General features: G+C 72.3%; 15 protein-coding genes. 2 read left to right on the plus strand and 13 right to left on the minus strand.

Features of this window, described 5'->3' with window-relative positions:
* Positions 1-31: 31 nt before the first annotated feature.
* The 12 genes from JNX00_RS07340 to mutL all read right to left on the minus strand — a co-directional run bounded on the left by JNX00_RS07340 (position 32) and on the right by mutL (position 14,232).
* Complete coding sequence (locus JNX00_RS07340; protein WP_204744547.1) at positions 32-1,006, minus strand: hypothetical protein; 975 nt, start codon at positions 1,004-1,006, stop codon at positions 32-34.
* A 146-nt stretch (positions 1,007-1,152) separates the two neighbouring features.
* On the minus strand, positions 1,153-1,593 hold the full coding sequence (locus JNX00_RS22475; protein WP_204744548.1) for a hypothetical protein: 441 nt from the start codon (positions 1,591-1,593) through the stop codon (positions 1,153-1,155).
* A 131-nt stretch (positions 1,594-1,724) separates the two neighbouring features.
* Complete coding sequence (pgi, locus tag JNX00_RS07350; RefSeq protein WP_204744549.1) at positions 1,725-3,293, minus strand: glucose-6-phosphate isomerase; 1,569 nt, start codon at positions 3,291-3,293, stop codon at positions 1,725-1,727.
* Between the two features lie 58 nt (positions 3,294-3,351).
* Entirely contained in the window at positions 3,352-3,990 is a 639-nt protein-coding gene (eda, locus tag JNX00_RS07355) for a bifunctional 4-hydroxy-2-oxoglutarate aldolase/2-dehydro-3-deoxy-phosphogluconate aldolase (RefSeq protein ID WP_204744550.1), read from the minus strand.
* 20 nt (positions 3,991-4,010) lie between these two features.
* Complete coding sequence (edd, locus tag JNX00_RS07360) at positions 4,011-5,834, minus strand: phosphogluconate dehydratase (RefSeq protein WP_204744551.1); 1,824 nt, start codon at positions 5,832-5,834, stop codon at positions 4,011-4,013.
* 126 nt (positions 5,835-5,960) lie between these two features.
* The gene (gene pgl, locus JNX00_RS07365; protein ID WP_070400638.1) at positions 5,961-6,659 is read right to left on the minus strand and encodes a 6-phosphogluconolactonase; all 699 of its coding nucleotides are present in this window, start codon (positions 6,657-6,659) and stop codon (positions 5,961-5,963) included.
* A gap of 4 nt (positions 6,660-6,663) precedes the next feature.
* Positions 6,664-8,130, minus strand: coding sequence for a glucose-6-phosphate dehydrogenase (zwf, locus tag JNX00_RS07370; RefSeq protein ID WP_204744552.1), 1,467 nt, complete (start codon positions 8,128-8,130; stop codon positions 6,664-6,666).
* A 121-nt stretch (positions 8,131-8,251) separates the two neighbouring features.
* Entirely contained in the window at positions 8,252-8,914 is a 663-nt protein-coding gene (locus JNX00_RS07375) for an ABC transporter ATP-binding protein (RefSeq protein WP_204744553.1), read from the minus strand.
* Positions 8,911-9,876 (minus strand): tRNA (adenosine(37)-N6)-dimethylallyltransferase MiaA, encoded by a 966-nt coding sequence (gene miaA, locus JNX00_RS07380; RefSeq protein WP_239478274.1) that lies wholly within the window; start codon positions 9,874-9,876, stop codon positions 8,911-8,913. The genes JNX00_RS07375 and miaA overlap by 4 nt, the downstream gene beginning before the upstream one ends.
* A gap of 83 nt (positions 9,877-9,959) precedes the next feature.
* A complete protein-coding gene (locus JNX00_RS07385) occupies positions 9,960-11,210 on the minus strand; it encodes a multidrug effflux MFS transporter (RefSeq protein ID WP_204744555.1) in 1,251 nt (416 codons plus the stop codon).
* A 159-nt stretch (positions 11,211-11,369) separates the two neighbouring features.
* A complete protein-coding gene (locus JNX00_RS07390) occupies positions 11,370-12,236 on the minus strand; it encodes an alpha/beta fold hydrolase (RefSeq protein ID WP_070400633.1) in 867 nt (288 codons plus the stop codon).
* Positions 12,237-12,327: 91 nt separating this feature from the next.
* Positions 12,328-14,232 carry a DNA mismatch repair endonuclease MutL gene (mutL, locus tag JNX00_RS07395; protein WP_204744556.1) on the minus strand — a complete coding sequence of 635 codons (1,905 nt, stop codon included), beginning with the start codon at positions 14,230-14,232 and terminating at the stop codon, positions 12,328-12,330.
* Positions 14,233-14,270: 38 nt separating this feature from the next.
* Here mutL and JNX00_RS07400 point away from each other — a divergent pair, with 38 nt between their 5' ends.
* The gene (locus JNX00_RS07400; RefSeq protein WP_204744557.1) at positions 14,271-14,930 is read left to right on the plus strand and encodes a DedA family protein; all 660 of its coding nucleotides are present in this window, start codon (positions 14,271-14,273) and stop codon (positions 14,928-14,930) included.
* A 12-nt stretch (positions 14,931-14,942) separates the two neighbouring features.
* Here the strand turns inward: JNX00_RS07400 and JNX00_RS07405 are convergent, their stop codons facing one another.
* Complete coding sequence (locus tag JNX00_RS07405) at positions 14,943-15,758, minus strand: mechanosensitive ion channel family protein (RefSeq protein ID WP_070400630.1); 816 nt, start codon at positions 15,756-15,758, stop codon at positions 14,943-14,945.
* 76 nt (positions 15,759-15,834) lie between these two features.
* On the opposite strand from JNX00_RS07405, the gene JNX00_RS07410 reads away from it, so the two are divergent.
* The gene (locus JNX00_RS07410; RefSeq protein WP_070400629.1) at positions 15,835-16,587 is read left to right on the plus strand and encodes a spermidine synthase; all 753 of its coding nucleotides are present in this window, start codon (positions 15,835-15,837) and stop codon (positions 16,585-16,587) included.
* Positions 16,588-16,589 lie beyond the last annotated feature (2 nt).

Consider the following 16,589-nt stretch of genomic DNA (forward strand, 5'->3'; position numbering starts at 1 on the left):
GCGCGGCGGCTGGCGCGCCCGGCCGCGTCGCTCAGGGGGTGAGGGCGCGCACGCAGCGGACCAGGGAGAGGGCGCCCGAGGGGACGTCGTGTTGTGCTGCTGTAGGGCCCGGCCCGATGTACTGCGTCCATGTGACACCACCCGCACCGGTCGAGCTCCAGTACTCGTTGTTGCCGACCAGTCCGCCGCTCACGCCCTTGTCCACCAGATGGCTTTGGATGTTCGGCCGGGTGGGCGCGGCGGCGCTGCCGCAGCCGGAGCCCCGGTTGTCCCGGTCGTAGCCCAGTTCGCAGATGGCCGGCAGGTACCAGTCGGTGAAGCCGGCGTCGCTGGCGTCGTCGCAGGTCCAGGCCGCGTAGGGGCTGTTCGGGTCGGGCGGTGGACCGCCGGCGTTGACGAGGGTCGCCGTGTTGGCGGCGCCCTCCGTGGGGCTGGACGCCAGGGGGGCGTCGTTGGCCTGGACGGCGGTCGGCCAGGCGTTGTTCAGCGCCATCACCTTGCCGCCCACGCCGCCCGTGGGGGGCGTGGTGTCGTCCAGGTCGAACACGTAGCCGCCCTGGTACACGCTGCCGAAGCCCAGCACCCACACCGGCAGCGCCAGGGCCGGCGTGTTGCTGCCGCCGATGCGCAGCTCGGCGGGCGTGGGCGCGGTGTCCCCGGGCGCGGCCGAGGGCGTGGCGCCGGGGGTGAGCGTGAGGGTGCAGCTGGCGCCCGGCGACAGGGTGGCGGTGCAATCGGTGCCGAAGGCGCTGCCCGCCGGCAGCGCGCTGGCCGCGCCCACCACGAGGTTGAGCGCGGCCTGTCCACCGACGTTGGTGATGAGAACGTGCCGAGGCTGGCCCGATGCGGCCAGGGTCAGGGCGGGCGCGCTGGCCATCAGGGCGGGCGCGGGCGGTGGCAGCACGACCACGGCGGGCGGCGCGGTGCCGGACGGGTTGCCGCCGCAGGCCGACAGCCCGGCGGCGCAGAGCAGGGCGGGAAGCGTTCCATGCCGGAGAAGAGCCATGTCCGTGAACCCAGGGGAGTACCGAGGGCGCACAAGCTAGCACCGGTCCCGGTGCCGCACGCTGTTGTTTCTCTCACTGGATCGCCGCCCCTGGCCGGCGGGTCGGGTCTACCACCTTCGCAGCAGGCCCGATCGGGGGCCTGGCCTCACTGCCGCAGCGGCGGTTCGGCCGGCGGCATCGGCGCCGGCACGGTGGTTTCGATCGAGCGGATCAGCCCGCCGCCGCTGACCGAACCCGAGACCTGGCCTTCGCCGCGCACCATGCGCTCGCAGATGGCGCGCTCATCGGCCGCGGTGTGCACCTCGCAGCGCTGCAGGGCGTTGCGCTGCAGCTGTTCCGGCGACACCGGAGCGCGCGGCTGGCTGCGGGCCTGTTGGCGGGCCGCGCCCAGGTCGCGCAGGCAACTGGTGCGCGATTCGGGGTCGCTCATGGCGGCGCAGGCGGCGCGCTCCTGCTGGTAGCGGTTGTCGGTGGAGGTCTTGGCCGCGCCGGCGCCCTGGGCCCAGGCGGGCAGCGCGAGCGCCAGGGCGGCGGCGGCCAGACAGTGGCGGGTGAAGGCGGTGGGGGAATGAAAGGCTTGGGTCATGGGCGTTCTCCTGAAAGCGCGGGACCGGGGCCCGTCGCGTCCACCCATGCTAGGAAGGGCCCGCGCCGGGCCGTGTAGGACCGGTCCGACCCGCGCGCCGGACGAGGCCCGTCAACGATGGGTTGGAGGCTTCAGCCGCCCGCGCGTTCCATGGCCTTGGCCATGGTTTTGCCCAACTCCACGCCCCACTGGTCGAAGGCGTTGATGCGCCAGAGGGCGGCCTGGCAGAACACCTTGTGCTCGTACAGGGCGATCAGCGCGCCCAGGCGACTGGGGTCGAGCCGGTCGAGCCAGAGCAGGTGGCTGGGGATGTTGCCGGGGAACTGGCGGTGCGGCGCCAGGGCGTGCGCGGTCTCGGCGTCGGCGCCGTCCTTCAGCAGCTGCGCCTCGGTCTCTTCGAGCGTGCGGCCCAGGGCCATGGCCTTGGCCTGGGCGCGCAGGTTCAGGTTCACCACGGCGTGGTGCGCGCTGGCCAGTGGCAGTGGTGTGTCTTCGCTCAGGACGCCGATGAAATCGACCGGCAGCGCGTGCCGGCCCTGGTGCACCAGCTGGAAGTAGGCGTGCTGGCCGTCGATGCCCAGGCCGCCCCAGACGATGGGGCCGGTGTCCACCGTGGCCTCGCTGCCGTCCAGGTGCGTGCGCTTGCCATTGGATTCCATGTCCATCTGCTGCACGAAGGGCACGAAGCGCACCAGGCGCGAGGCGTAGCAGGCGATGAGCTGCGTGGGCATGCGCAGGAAGTTGCGGTTCCACACGCCGTGCAGGGCCAGGCGCACCGGCAGGTTCTCTTGCAAGGGGGCGTGCAGGAAATGCCCGTCCATGGCGCGCGCGCCGGCGAGCAGCTCGCGGAACGCCGCCGCGCCGATGCCGATGGCCAGCGGCAGGCCCAGCGCCGACCACAGCGAGTAGCGCCCGCCCACCCAGTCCCAGAACAGGAAGGTGCGCTCGGGGTCGTAGCCCAGCTCGGCGGACTTGGCCGGCGTGGCGGTGATGGCCACCAGGTGCCGGGCGATGGCGTCGGCCGGCACGCCCTGGTCGGCCAGCCAGTGGCGCGCGCTGGCGGCGTTGGTGAGGGTTTCCTGCGTGGTGAAGGTCTTGCTGGAGACGATGAACAGCGTGCGTTTCGCATCCAGCCCGCGCAGCACGCTCCACAGCGCCCAGGCGTCGGGGTTGGAGACGTAGTGCACGCGCACCGCGTCGCTGGCCAGGTGGGCGAGCGCGTCGGCCGCCATGCGCGGGCCCAGGTCGGAGCCGCCGATGCCGATGTTGACGACGTCGGTGAAGGCGTCGCCCGCGTGGCCGCGCACGGTGCCGGCGCGCAGCTCCTCGGCGAAGCGGCAGACGCGGTCGAGCTCGCGCTGCACCAGCGCGTGGATGGCGTTGCCCCAGGGACCACCGGCCTCGCCGCCGCGCAGGGCCACGTGCAGCACGGGGCGGTCTTCGGTGGTGTTGATGGCCTCGCCGCGGAACATGGCTTCGCGCTGCTCGGCGATCTGACTCTGCGCGGCCAGGTCGAGCAGGGCCCGTTCGATCTCGGTGCCGATGGCCTGGCGGCTGGCGTCGAGCGTGAGGCCGGCGGCGGACCAGGTGAGGCGGCGCGCGCGCTCGGGCTCGGCAAGCCGCTCGCGCAGCGGCACCGACGGTTCGTTGGCGAGCGCCTGGAGGTGTTGCCAGGCGGGCAGGGCGACGGGCAGTGGCATGGTGGTCATGGGTGTGGCGGGCGCGCGGCGCAGGCGCCTTTGGGCGCGCCGGTGGCGTTCATTGTCCCTGTGCGAGCGCGGTGGCTTCGCGCGCCAGCCGGGTGATGCGCGCCCAGTCGCCGTCGCGCAGGGCGTCGGCCGGCGTGAGCCAGGAGCCGCCGGCCATGGCGACGTTGGGCAGGGCGAGGAAGTCGCGCAGGTTCTCGGGGCCCACGCCGCCGGTGGGACAGAAGCGCACGTCGGGGATGGGCGCGCCCAGGGCCTTGAGCATGCCGATGCCGCCGGCCTGTTGCGCGGGGAAGAGCTTCATGAGCGTGAAGCCCTGGTCGCGCGCCCGCATCACCTCGCCGGGGGTCATCACGCCGGGAATGAAGGGCAGGCCGGTGGCGCGCATGGCGTCCACCAGCGCGTCGGTGCAGCCGGGCGAGAGCGCGAAGCGCGCGCCGGCGTCGATCACGCGCGGCACATCGCTGGGCCGTGTGACGGTGCCGGCGCCCAGGTGCATCTGGGGCACGGTCCGGGCCACGGCTTCGATGGCATCGAGCGCCACGTCCGAGCGCAGGGTGATCTCCATGACGTCGATGCCGCCGTCGAGCAGGGCTTGGGCGAGTGGCACGGCCTGCTTCGCGTCGCTGAGCACGATGACGGGCACGACGCGCGACTGGAAGGCGGGGTGGCTGAGGTGCTGGTCTTGCATGGTGTGCGGGCGTTGAGGGTTCAGGCGAACAGCGGCGAGGCACCCTGTTCGGCGCCACCGACGTGGGCGCGGAACAGGCCGAAGAGCTCGCGGCCGCTGCCGTGCGTGTTGTGGGACAGGTCGGGGTCGGGCAGGGCGCGCGCGGCCAGCGTGGCCTCGTCCACGTCCACCTTGAGCAGGCCGCGCTCGGCGTCCAGCGTGATGAGGTCGCCGTCGCGCACGCGCGCGATCGGCCCGCCCGCCACGGCCTCGGGCGTGACGTGGATGGCCGCGGGCACCTTGCCCGAGGCGCCGGACATGCGGCCGTCGGTGACCAGGGCGACCTTGAAGCCCTTGTCCTGCAGCACGGCCAGCGGCGGCGTGAGCTTGTGCAGCTCGGGCATGCCGTTGGCGCGCGGGCCCTGGTAGCGCACCACGGCCACGAAGTCCTTCTCCAGCTCGCCGGCCTTGAACTTGGCCAGCAGCTCCTGCTGGTCGTGCACCACCACGGCGGGCGCGCGCACCACGCGGTGCTCGGGTTTCACGGCCGACACCTTGATCACGCAACGTCCCAGGTTGCCGGTGAGCAGGCGCAGGCCGCCGTCGGCGCTGAACGGGTCGCTCGCGGGGCGCAGCACGTTCAGGTCGGCGCTGCGCTCGGGCACGGGGCGCCAGGCCAGGCGCTCGCCGTCCAGCCAGGGCTCCAGGCCGTAGGCGTCCAGGCCCCGGCCCATCACGGTGTGCACGTCGGCGTGCAGCAGGCCGGCGCCGCGCAGCTCGCGCATCAGCACGCCCAGGCCACCGGCCGCATGGAAGTGGTTCACGTCGGCGCTGCCATTGGGGTAGACGCGCGCCAGCAGCGGCACCACGGCCGACAGCTCGGCGAAGTCGTCCCAGTCGATCAGGATGCCGGCGGCGCGCGCCATGGCCACCAGGTGCAGGGTGTGGTTGGTGGAGCCGCCCGTGGCCAGCAGGCCGACGACGCCGTTGGCGATGGCCTTCTCGTCGACGATCTGCCACAGCGGCACGTAGGGCTGGCCGGTGCGCCCGCTGTTGGCCACGGCGCGCTCCACGGCGGCCTTGGTGAGGGCCTCGCGCAGCGGCGTGCCCGGGTTCACGAAAGAGCTGCCCGGCAGGTGCAGGCCCATGATCTCCATCAGCATCTGGTTGCTGTTGGCGGTGCCGTAGAACGTGCAGGTGCCGGGCGCGTGGTAGGCGCGCGCTTCCGATTCGAGCAGGGCCTCGCGGCCCACCAGGCCCTGCGCGTACTGCTGGCGCACCTTGGCCTTCTCGTCGTTGGACAGGCCGGAGGTCATGGGGCCGGCGGGCACGAACACCGTGGCCAGGTGGCCGAACTGCAGCGCGCCCATGAACAGGCCGGGCACGATCTTGTCGCACACGCCCAGCATGAGCGCGGCGTCGAACACGTTGTGCGAGAGCGCCACGGCGGTGGCCAGGGCGATGGTGTCGCGCGAGAACAGCGACAGCTCCATGCCGGCCTCGCCCTGGGTGATGCCGTCGCACATGGCGGGCACGCCGCCGGCCACCTGGGCGCTGGCGCCGATCTGCTGCGCGTGCCAGCGGATCAGGCTGGGGTAGGCCTCGAAGGGCTGGTGCGCCGAGAGCATGTCGTTGTAGGCGGTGACGATGCCGATGTGCGGCGCCCGCTCGGCGTGGATGCGCAGCTTGTCTTCATGGGGCAGCGCGGCCGTGGTGTGGGCCATGTTGGCGCAACCCAGGCCGGCGCGCTGCGTGCCGCGCGTGCGCTGCGCGGCCATGTGCTGCAGGTAGGCGCCGCGCGAGGGCGCGCTGCGCTCGGTGATGCGCCGCGTGACGCGGTCGAGGATGGGGTTCAAGTGATTCATGGCTGAATGGAAGAAGCTGTTCGCATGAGGTGGTCTACCCCAGGGGCACCACGGAACCGGCTGTGCCGGGCCGTGGGTGCCGCCCCCTTGAGGGGGTGAGGCGAAGCGGCGCGGGGGTGTTCATCGTTAGGCGAGCCACACCTGCACCGGGGTCTGGTGCTGGTGCAACACGAGCGAGATCGGCAGCGTGTCGTCTTCGGACAGCCGGGCCTGCTGGTACACGCGCAGCTTGGCGGGGCCGATGAGGGGCAAGACCAGTTCCCGCGTGGCCAGCAGCGCGGGCAGGGTCAGGGTCAGGCGCGCGTGCGGCGCGTTCAGCGGGCGCGTCCAGGCCACGGGGCCGCTGGCGTGCAGGGCCTGGCTGAGGCCGCCCGCGTGCGGGAAAAGCGAGGCGGTGTGCCCGTCCTCGCCCATGCCGAGGATGGCGAGGTCCCAGGGCCAGGGCTGGGTCGCCAGGCGCTGGCTGGCGGCGTCGGCGAGCGCCTGCAGCGCGGTGTCGTCCAGCGTGGCGGGCAGCTCGTCGAACCAGGGCACGAAGGTGGCCGCCGCGGCGCCCTGCTGCAAGAGGTGTTCGCGCACCAGGGCGGTGTTGCTGTCGGGGTGGTCGTGCGGCACGCAGCGCTCGTCCACCAGGGTGATGCTCACGCGCGACCAGTCCAGCGGCTGCGCGCGCAGGGCCTGGAACAGCGGCACCGGCGAGCGGCCGCCCGAGACCGCCAGCACCGCATGGCCGCGCCCGGCGATGGCCTGGTGCAGGCGCAGGCCGGTCCACGCGGCCAGGCGCTGCGCGAGTTCGGCGGGCGTGTTGCACGGGTGCTGGTTCATGGGCTCAGGTTTCTTCCGACCAGGTGGAGTCTTCGCGCGCCATGAGGGCGGAGGAGGCGGCCGGGCCCCAGCTGCCGGCGGCGTAGGCGCGCGGCTTCTCGCCCAGGGACTTCCAGCCCTCGATGATGGGCTCGACCCAGGTCCAGGCGGCCTCCAGTTCGTCGCGCCGCATGAAGTGCGTGAGCCGGCCCTTGATGACGTCGATGAGCAGGCGCTCGTAGGCCTCGGCGCGGCGGCCCGCCAGGGCCGACTGCAGGTCCAGGTCGAGCGCGACCGGGCGCAGCTTCATGCCGCTGCCGGGCTGCTTGGCCATCATCTGCAGCTGCACGTGTTCTTCGGGCTGCAGGCGGATCAGCAGGCGGTTCACCGGCTCGCGCGGCGCGTCGGGGAACAGCGAATAGGGCAGGGGCGCGAACTCGACCACGATCTCGCTGCGCCGCTCGGCCAGGCGCTTGCCGGTGCGCAGGAAGATGGGCACGTTGGCCCAGCGCCAGTTGTTGATGTGCGCGCGCAGCGCGACGAAGGTCTCGGTCTCGCTGGTGGCGGGGACGTTGTCCTCCTGCAGGTAGCCCACGGCGCGCTCGCCGCCCACGTTGCCGGGGCCGTACTGGCCGCGCACGGTGTCGCGCGCCACATCGGCCACCGTCATGGGCCGCAGCGAGCGCAGCACCTTGAGTTTTTCGTCGCGCACGGCGTCGGGGTCGAGCGAGACGGGTGGCTCCATGGCCACGATGCACAGCAGCTGCAGCAGGTGGTTCTGCACCATGTCGCGCAGCGCGCCGGTGCCGTCGTAGAAGCCCGCGCGGCTGCCCACGCCCACCGATTCGGCCACCGTGATCTGCACGCTCTTGATGCTGGGGCTGCGCCACAGGGGCTCGAAGATGGCGTTGCCGAAGCGCAGCACCATGAGGTTCTGCACCGTCTCCTTGCCCAGGTAGTGGTCGATGCGGAAGGTCTGCGATTCGCTGAAGTACCGGGCCACCTCGTCGTTGATGGCGCGCGCCGAGGCCAGGTCGTGGCCCAGGGGTTTTTCCAGCACCACGCGCGAGCGTGGGTCCACCAGACCGGCGCCGTGCAGGTTCGCGCAGATGGCGGTGAACAGCGTGGGCGCGGTGGCGAGGTAGTAGACGCGGTCCACGCCAGGCCGCAGGGCCTGGCCGAGCGCGGCGAAGTCCTCGGGGCGCGTGGCGTCGAGCGAGACGTAGACCAGGCGCTGCACGAAGCCGCGCCAGCCCGCGTCGTCCAGCGCGTCGGCGGTGATGAAGCCGCGCACCTTGTCGTCGATGAAGGCCGTGAAGGCCGCGCGGTCCCAGGCGTGGCGGCCCAGGGCGACGATGCGCGTGTCGTCCGGCAGGGTCTTGTGCAGGTGCGCCATGTAGAGCGCCGGCAGCAGCTTGCGCAGGGACAGGTCGCCCGCGCCGCCGAAGATGACGAGGTCCAGGGGCGCGTCGGGTGGGGTGCTGGTCTCCATCGTTGGGGCGGTTGGCTTCACGAGTTACGAAGTGGGTCGATCATAGTGAAATAAAGTTACCAACGGGTTACCTTTGGCTGGGTGTGCCCAGGTGCGACCGTGTCGCAGAGCCGGGGTTCCGTCAAGTCGCGGTGGTATCGGCGCGCAGGCCGTCGGCGCTGAGCCGCAGCACACGGTCGGCGCGGCGCGCGGCGGCCTCGGCGTGCGTCACCAGCACCAGCGAGGCGCCCTGTTCGCGGGTCTGGGCGCACAGCAGGTCCATCACGCGCGTGGCGGTGGCCGGGTCCAGGTTGCCGGTGGGTTCGTCGGCCAGCACGACGGCGGGCCGGTGCACCAGCGCGCGCGCAATGGCCACGCGCTGCAGTTGGCCGCCCGAGAGCTGCGCGGGCAGGCGCGCGCCCAGGCCCTCGAGGCCGACCGCGTCCATGAGGGACCGCACGCGCGCGGGGTCCGGGCGGTTCAGCAGCAGCAGGGGCAGGCCGATGTTCTGCGCCACGTCCAGGTGCGGCAGCACGTGGAAGGCCTGGAAGACGAAGCCCAGGTTGGCGCGCCGCCAGTGGGCGCGGCGCGCTTCGTCGAGGGCGCCGAGGTCGGTGCCGCCGTGACACACGCGGCCCTCGCTCCAGTCGTCGAGCGCGGCCAGGCAGTTGAGCAGCGTGGACTTGCCCACGCCGGATTCGCCCACGATGGCGATGAACTCGCCGGGTTCGACCCGCAGGTCTACGTGGCGGAACACCGGCGTGTCGCCGTAGAACTTGCCCAGGTTCTCGGCGATGAGGCTCATGGCGGGTTCCCCAGCCACTCCCGGACCTGCGCCAGCACCCGCTCCAGCGCGTCGGGCGCGTCGGCCGGCACCACCACGCGCCGGGGCATGGAGCGCAGCCAAGTGAGCTGGCGTTTGGCGAGCTGGCGCGTGGCGAAGACGCCGCGGTCGCGCAGCCCGGCCAGCGCGGCGGCGTCGGGCGTGGGCGAGGCGTCCAGTGTGGCCCAGGCCTGGCGGTAGCCCACGCAGCGCATGGCGGGCAGGTCGGCGTGCAGGTCGCCGCGCGCGCGCAGGGCGCGCAGCTCGTCGAGCAGCCCGGTCGCGAGCATGGCCTCGAAGCGCTCGGCGATGCGCGCGTGCAGCCAGGCGCGGTCTTGCGGTTCGAGCGAGATCAGGTGGGCTTCGTCGAGCGGGCCTTCGGGGTCGCGTCCACGGCCCGAATGAAAACCCGACAGCGGCCGGCCCGACACCTGGAACACCTCCAGCGCGCGCTGGATGCGCTGCGCGTCGTTGGGGAAGAGGCGCGCGGCACTGACCGGGTCCACGCGCTGCAGTTCGGCGTGCAGCGCGGGCCAGCCCTCGGCGCGCGCGCGCGCCTCAAGCGCGGCGCGCACGGCGGGGTCGGCGGCGGGCAGCTCGTCCAGCCCGTCGAGCAAGGCCTTGAAGTACAGCATGGTGCCGCCCACCAGCAGGGCGGTGCGGCCGCGCGCGCCGATCTCGGCGATCAGGCGCGTGGCGTCGCGCGCGAAGTCGGCCGCGCTGTAGGCCTGCGCGGGGTCTCGGATGTCGATCAGGTGGTGCGGCACGGCCGCCAACTCGGCCGCCGTGGGCTTGGCGGTGCCGACGTCCATGCCCCGGTACACCAATGCCGAGTCGACGCTGACGATCTCCACCGGCCAGCGGGCGGCGATGGCCAGGGCCGCCGCCGTCTTGCCGCTGGCGGTGGGGCCGGCCAGGGCGATGCAGCGCGGTCGCGAATCCACGCCACGATCCGGCGCCGGGCCGCCCCAGGCCGAATCAGCCCCCTCGGGGGGCAGCGACCCGCGCGGCGGCGGAGCGTGGGGGCTCATATCGTCGCGACACGCGTCGGCGGCGTGTGCGGCTCGCCGTGTCGCTGCACGAGGGTCCAGGCCGTGGTGGCGATGACCACGCACCAGAACCACACGCTGTTGGTGAGGGGGCGCACCGTGCCGGCGCCCAGCGCGGGATCGGACAGCGCCAGCCCCAGCCAGCCGCCGATGCCGAAGGCCACCACCATCATGAGGAAGCCCGCCAGCGCCGAGGCCGCGCCGGCCGCCTGCGGGAAGGGCGCCACCGCGCCGCTCTGTCCGCAGGGCTGGTGCACGCCGTGGCCCAGCATGAACAGGTAGAAGGGCAGCAGCACGCTCCAGAGGCCTTGCACGCCCAGCAGGGGCAGCACGCCGATGAGCGTGCCGCCCGTGAGCGTGACGATGGCCGCCAGTCCCACCGTGCGGCGCACGCCCAGGCGCACCAGCAGGCGGCGGCAGATGAAGGTGCCCACGATGTACACCAGCGACATGGTGAACATCACGATGCCGTACTGCGTCTTGCTCAGCCCCAGCACGCCGATCAGCACGAAGGACGAGGACGCGAGGTAGCTGAACAGGCCCGCGTAGGACGCGGTGGCCAGCAGCGTCCAGGCCCAGAAGGTGGGGTTGCGCGCGATGGTGGCCCAGTTGCGCAGCAGCGGCCCGGGGCGCAGCGCGTCGGGGTTGAGGCGCGGCACGGTTTCCTGGAAGCGCCACACCAGCAGGGCCAGCGTGCCCGCGCCGAACACCGACAGCGCCAGCAGGGCCACGCGCCAGCCGTAGTGGTCGGACAGCAGGCCGCCCAGGGGCGCGCTGCAGCAGGCGATCACGCCCAGGCCGGTGAGGCCTTTGCTCATCACGCGGGCGCCCTCGCTGGGCGCGTACAGGTCGCGCACGATGGCGCGCGCGCACATCACGGCCGAGCCCATGGCCACGCCCTGCAGCGTGCGCCAGGCGATGAGCTGGTCCATGGACTGGGAAAAGGCCCCACCGGTGGTGGCGGCCATGTACAGCAGCATGCCGCCGATCAGGATGGGGCGGCGGCCGAAGCGGTCGGACAGTGGCCCCCACACCAGCTGCGAGACCCCGAAGGCCAGCAGCAGCGCGGTGAGGGTGAACTGGGCCTGCGCCACGCTGGCCCCGAAGCCTTGGGTGAGCGTGGGCAGGGCGGGCAGGTAGAGGTCGGTGGTGACGGGCTGGATGCCCAGCAGCAGCGTGAGCACGAGCACGACCAGGCCCGGCGACATGGCGGAGGAGGGGGCGGACATCCAATCGAGGGTAGCAGATGCCCGCGCTGGCCCGCGTGCTACGGCGACCCGTGCCGCATGAGGTGGTCGAACCGAGCGGTACCACGGAACCGGCTCTGCCGGGCCGTGGGTACCGCCCCCTTGAGGGGGGCGCGCGCAGCGCGGCGGGGGTGTTTCACGTCAGCGCGCGACGAGGCGGATGTTGTCGTCCAGGCCGAAGAGCTCGGCCAGGGCCGCGCGGTACTGCGCCTGGCCCACCGAGTTGGTGTTGTGGTGCGAGCCGCCCTCCACCAGCACGAAGCGCTTGGGGCCCTTGGCGGCCTCGAACAGGCGCTGGCCGAGCTCGGGCTTGATGAGCTGGTCGGCGCTGCCGTGCACCACCAGCAGGGGCGAGCCGATGTCGGGCACGCGCTGCAGGGAGTCGAAGCGCTGCGTGATGAGCGGCGAGAGCGGCAGCCAGCCCCACTTGAAGGTGCTGACCACGTCGGGGATGGAGGTGAAGGTGCCTTCCACCAGCGTGCCCTTCTCGTCGTTCACCTGGGTGGCGAGCTGGATGGCGATGGCGCCGCCCAGCGAGTGGCCGAAGATGTAGCGCGGCCGGTCGGGGTAGCGCCGGGCCAGCCAGTCCCAGGCGGCGCGCGCGTCCTCGTAGGCGGTGTGTTCCGAGGGCAGGCGGTTGGTGCTCTGGCCGAAGCCGCGGTAGTCGATGCCCAGCACCGAGAAGCCCAGCTCTTCCATGCGGCGCATGCGGAAGGCCGAGCCGGTGACGTTCCAGCGCGCGCCGTGCAGGTACAGCAGCACCGGGGCCTGGGGGTTGGCGGCGAAGTTCTCGTGCGGCGCCCACAGGCCGTGCAGGCGCACGTCCTCCTTGTCCTGGGCCGAATGGAAGTCGATCCAGACGTCTTCCATGGACTCGGCGGCGTAGGCGCCGCCGCTCCAGGCGCGGTCGGAGGGCTGGAAGATCCAGACGCGCTGCTTCTCGTCCAGCGTGGCGCAGCCGGCCAACAGGGCCAGGGCGGTGGCGAGGCTCAATAGCAGGCGGGTCATGACCGGGGAACAGAGGCGCGGCGCGCCACAAAAGTTCATCTGGCTGGGGTAAATCCCAGGCAAGCAAGGTCGATGCCGGGTCGGGCGCGGCCTACCTTCCGCGCAGGAACAGGGCGTCGAGTTCGCGCAGGCCGAGCTGGCGCCAGGTGGGGCGGCCGTGGTTGCACTGGTCGCTGCGCTCAGTGACTTCCATCTGGCGCAGCAGCGCGTTCATCTCGTCCAGGGTCAGGCGGCGGTTGGCGCGCACCGCGCCGTGGCAGGCCATGGTGGCCAGCAGCTCGTGCTCGGCGCGCTGCAGCACGTGGCTGGCCTCGTGCTGGGCCAGTTCGGCCAGCACGCTGCGCGCGAGCTCCACCGGGTCGCCCTGGGCCAGGGTGGTGGGCACGGCGCGCACCGCCAGGGTGCGCGCGGACAGCGGGGCCACGTCCAGGCCCAGCGCGGCCAGCGCCTCGGCCCGGCTTTCGGCGGTGGCGGTTTCCTCGGGCGTGGCGGCGAAGGTGGCGGGGATCAGCAGCGGCTGGCTGGCCAGCGCGCGCTCGGCCAACTGGCGCTTGAGCCGCTCGTAGACGATGCGTTCGTGCGCGGCGTGCATGTCCACGATCACCAGGCCCTGGGTGTTCTCGGCCAGGATGTAGATGCCCTGCAGCTGGGCGATGGCGCGGCCCAGGGGCCAGTCGCCGTCGGGCAGGGGCGTGTGGGCGGCCGCCTCGGCGGCGCCGGGGCGCGGCGCTGGCGCGAAGCCGCCCTCGGCCAGGGCCGGTGGGCGGGTGGGGGCCGAGGCGAAGGGCCCAGCCGGCGCCGTGGCGGCGGCGCCCCACAGCGCCGACACGTCGCTCACGCGGTGGCCCGGCTCGGGCTCGCGCGGCGGGAAGCTGAAGCCGGCCTGGCGCCCGGGCGGCGCCCAGGCGGGCGCTGGGGCCGGGGACGCGGCCGCGGCGCCGGGCGCCGGCTCCACCGCCTGGCCGGCGCGCGGCACGGCCAGGGCCGACTCCACCGCCTGCTGCACCGCGTGGTGCACCTCGCGGCTGTCGCGGAACCGCACCTCGATCTTGGTCGGGTGCACGTTCACGTCCACGCGCTCGGGCGCGATCTCCACGAACAGCGCGTAGACCGGCTGGCGCTGGCCGTGCAGCACGTCGTCGAAGGCGGCGCGCACCGCGTGCGCGATGACCTTGTCGCGCACGAAGCGGCCGTTGACGTAGGCGAACTGCTGGTCGGCGCGCGTGCGTGCCGCGTCGGGGATGCCGGCGAAACCGCTGACGCGCAGGCCGCGCGCGTCGGAGCCGTCGGCGGGCCACATCAGGGGCACGGCGCGCTCGATGAAATCCTCACCCAGGACGTCGGCCAGGCGCCGCGCGATGCCGTCCAGGCCCGGCAGCGGCACGGCGCGCCACTGCGCCGCCAGCTTGCCCTCGTGCCAGATGGCGAAGCCCACGTCGGGCCGCGCCAGCGCGTGGCGGCGCACGGCCTCGATGCAGTGGGCGAGCTCGGTGTTGTCGGACTTGAGGAACTTGCGCCGCGCGGGCGTGGCGTAGAACAGCTCGCGCACCTCGATGGAGGTGCCGCGCGAGCGCGCGCCGGGCGCGAGTTCGCCGCTGCGGGCCTCCAGCTGCCAGGCGTGGCCCTCGCCCTCGGTGCGCGAGAGCAGGCCCATCTCGGCCACCGAGGCGATGGCGGCCAGCGCCTCGCCGCGAAAGCCCATGGTGCCCACCGATTCGAGCTCGGCCAGGCTGGCGATCTTGCTGGTGGCGTGGCGCTTCAGGGCCTGCGGCAGTTCGGCGCGCGGGATGCCGATGCCGTCGTCTTCCACCGCGATCAGCCGCACGCCGCCGCCGAGCAGGCGCACGGTGATCTGCGTGGCGCCGGCGTCCAGCGCGTTGTCCACCAGCTCGCGCACCACCGAGGCGGGCCGCTCCACCACCTCGCCCGCGGCGATCTGGCTGATCAGCTCATCGGGCAGTTCGCGGATGGGGCGGCGCGGGGGCAGGGAAGTCATCGCGGGATTGTAGGAAGCCGCGCCGATAATGCCCGCCCATGGAACTGATCACCTTCCTCATCGACTTCATCCTGCACGTCGACCAGCACCTGCAGGCCTTCGTGCAGACCTATGGCATGTGGGTGTACGCGCTGCTGTTCCTCATCATCTTCACCGAGACGGGCGTGGTGGTCATGCCTTTCCTGCCGGGCGACTCGCTGCTGTTCGTGGTGGGCACGCTGTGCGGCGCCGGGCTCATGAGCCTGCCGCTGGCCATGGCGCTGCTGGTCGTGGCGGCCATCCTGGGCGACCAGACCAACTACTCCATCGGCCGCTACTTCGGGCCCAAGGTCTTCCAGTGGGAGAAGTCGCGCCTGTTCAACAAGGACGCCTTCAACCAGGCGCACGCCTTTTACGAGCGCTACGGCGGCATCACCATCATCCTGGCGCGCTTCATGCCCTTCATCCGCACTTTCGCGCCCTTCGTGGCCGGCGTGGCCGAGATGACGCGCGCCAAGTTCACCGCCTACAACGTGATTGGCGCGCTGATCTGGGTGATCGGCCTGGTGGGCGCGGGCTACCTGTTCGGCAACCTGCCCTGGGTGCAGGCCAACCTGAGCAAGATCATCTGGGCGCTGATCCTCGTGCCGGGCCTGATCGCCATCTTTGGCGCCTGGCGCGCCCGGCGCCAGGCCGAGCGCGACATCGCCGGCACCTGAGGCGGACCGCCCTCAGGCCGCCACGGTGCGGTGCAGCACCGGCGTTTCGGGCACCGGGTAGCCGGCCGCGCCGAAGGTGCTCACGATGGCGCGGTGCGTGTCGAAGTAGACCTGCCAGTAGTGGTCGGTGTGCGTGTAGGGACGCACGCACAGCAGCGGGCCTTCGGGCGTGAACTGCAGGATCTCCACGTCGGGCGCGGGCGCGGCCTTCACATTGGGGATGGCGGCCACCGCCGTGCGCAGGCGCTGCATGGCGTCGTTCACGTCCACGCCGTTGGCCACCTTGGCCACGCAGTCAACGCGGCGGAAGGCCTCGGTACTGTAGTTCTGGATGTTGTCGCCGAAGGCCTTGTTGTTGCCCACGATGGTGGTCACGTTGTCCGGCGTGAGGATGGTGGTGGCGAACAGGCCCAGTTCCTTGACCGTGCCCGTGACGCCGCCGGCGCTGATGAAGTCGCCCACCTTGTAGGGCCGCAGCACCTGCAGGAAGATGCCCGCCGCGAAGTTGGCGAGCATGCCGCTCCAGGCCGCGCCGATGGCCAGGCCCGCGCCCGCCAGCAGGGCCGCGAAGGAGGTGGTGCGGATGCCGAAGATGTCCAGGATGGCCATGATCAGCACCACGGTCAGCAGCACGGACAGGATGGACTTGAGGTAGCGGATCAGCGTCATGTCGATGCGGCCGCCGCGCTCCATGGCCACGCCGATCAGGCGCACCGCGATGCCGATCAGCCAGCGCCCGATGATCCAGGCCGCGATCGCGCCCAGCACCTTCAGGCCGAAGTCGGCCCCCTGCGTGACGATGAAGTTCCAGATGACTTCCGTGTTCATAATGGCTCCTGCCTTCCCGGTGGTTGATGGTTCCCTCGCGGCCAGGCCGCGGCCCCGAAGGTAGCGCTGCGCACCGATGAAAAACACGAATCCCCTGCCCGAAGTCAACATCTCCGAAGACGGCGAGGTCCGTTTCCTGCACCTGGGCACCGAATGGGTCCAGGGCTCCATGCTGCTCGACGCGCCCTTCGACATCGAGCTGGAATACGTGCAGCGCATGATGGCCTGGCTGCTGTTCGTCGAGCCCGACTCGGTGGCGCACCGCCGCGCGCTGCAGCTCGGCCTGGGCTCGGCCGCGCTCACCAAGTTCAGCCACAAGCGGCTGCGCATGGACACCACCGCGATCGAGATCAACCCCCAGGTGGTGGCGGTGTGCCGCCGCTGGTTCAAGCTGCCGCCCGACGGCGCGCGCCTGCGCGTGCTGATGGGCGACGCCGGCGAGCTGATCCGCCGCGACGAGCACCGCGCGCGCTACGACGCGTTGCAGGTCGACCTGTACGACCACGAGGCCGCCGCCCCCGTGCTCGACTCGGCCGGCTTCTACGCCGACTGCCGCGACGCGCTCAGCGACGAGGGCTGCCTCACGGTCAACCTGTTCGGTCGCGACTCGAGCTACGCGCGCTCGCTGGCCAGCCTGGCCGAGGCCTTTGGCGAAGACGCGGTCTGGGCCTTCCGGCCCACGCGCGAAGGCAACACGGTGGTGCTGGCCCAACGCCACGCCTCGCGCCCTTCGCGGCTCGAACTGCTGGCGCGCGCCGAGGCCGTGCAGCAGCGCTGGGGCCTGCCCGCCGTCAAGTGGATGCGCCTGTTCAAACCCGTTCGCGAATAAGC

The organism is Hydrogenophaga sp. YM1, from assembly GCF_016903055.1.
Taxonomy (GTDB): Bacteria; Pseudomonadota; Gammaproteobacteria; order Burkholderiales; family Burkholderiaceae_C; genus Hydrogenophaga; species Hydrogenophaga borbori.

Excerpts from the sequence above, each read along its gene's own strand:
- JNX00_RS07340 (WP_204744547.1), bottom strand. The coding sequence starts at position 1,006 with ATGGCTCTTCTCCGGCATGGAACGCTTCCCGCCCTGCTCTGCGCCGCC.
- JNX00_RS22475 (WP_204744548.1), bottom strand. The coding sequence starts at position 1,593 with ATGACCCAAGCCTTTCATTCCCCCACCGCCTTCACCCGCCACTGTCTG.
- pgi (WP_204744549.1), bottom strand. The coding sequence starts at position 3,293 with ATGCCACTGCCCGTCGCCCTGCCCGCCTGGCAACACCTCCAGGCGCTC.
- eda (WP_204744550.1), bottom strand. The coding sequence starts at position 3,990 with ATGCAAGACCAGCACCTCAGCCACCCCGCCTTCCAGTCGCGCGTCGTG.
- edd (WP_204744551.1), bottom strand. The coding sequence starts at position 5,834 with ATGAATCACTTGAACCCCATCCTCGACCGCGTCACGCGGCGCATCACC.
- pgl (WP_070400638.1), bottom strand. The coding sequence starts at position 6,659 with ATGAACCAGCACCCGTGCAACACGCCCGCCGAACTCGCGCAGCGCCTG.
- zwf (WP_204744552.1), bottom strand. The coding sequence starts at position 8,130 with ATGGAGACCAGCACCCCACCCGACGCGCCCCTGGACCTCGTCATCTTC.
- JNX00_RS07375 (WP_204744553.1), bottom strand. The coding sequence starts at position 8,914 with ATGAGCCTCATCGCCGAGAACCTGGGCAAGTTCTACGGCGACACGCCG.
- JNX00_RS07385 (WP_204744555.1), bottom strand. The coding sequence starts at position 11,210 with ATGTCCGCCCCCTCCTCCGCCATGTCGCCGGGCCTGGTCGTGCTCGTG.
- JNX00_RS07390 (WP_070400633.1), bottom strand. The coding sequence starts at position 12,236 with ATGACCCGCCTGCTATTGAGCCTCGCCACCGCCCTGGCCCTGTTGGCC.
- mutL (WP_204744556.1), bottom strand. The coding sequence starts at position 14,232 with ATGACTTCCCTGCCCCCGCGCCGCCCCATCCGCGAACTGCCCGATGAG.
- JNX00_RS07400 (WP_204744557.1), top strand. The coding sequence starts at position 14,271 with ATGGAACTGATCACCTTCCTCATCGACTTCATCCTGCACGTCGACCAG.
- JNX00_RS07405 (WP_070400630.1), bottom strand. The coding sequence starts at position 15,758 with ATGAACACGGAAGTCATCTGGAACTTCATCGTCACGCAGGGGGCCGAC.
- JNX00_RS07410 (WP_070400629.1), top strand. The coding sequence starts at position 15,835 with ATGAAAAACACGAATCCCCTGCCCGAAGTCAACATCTCCGAAGACGGC.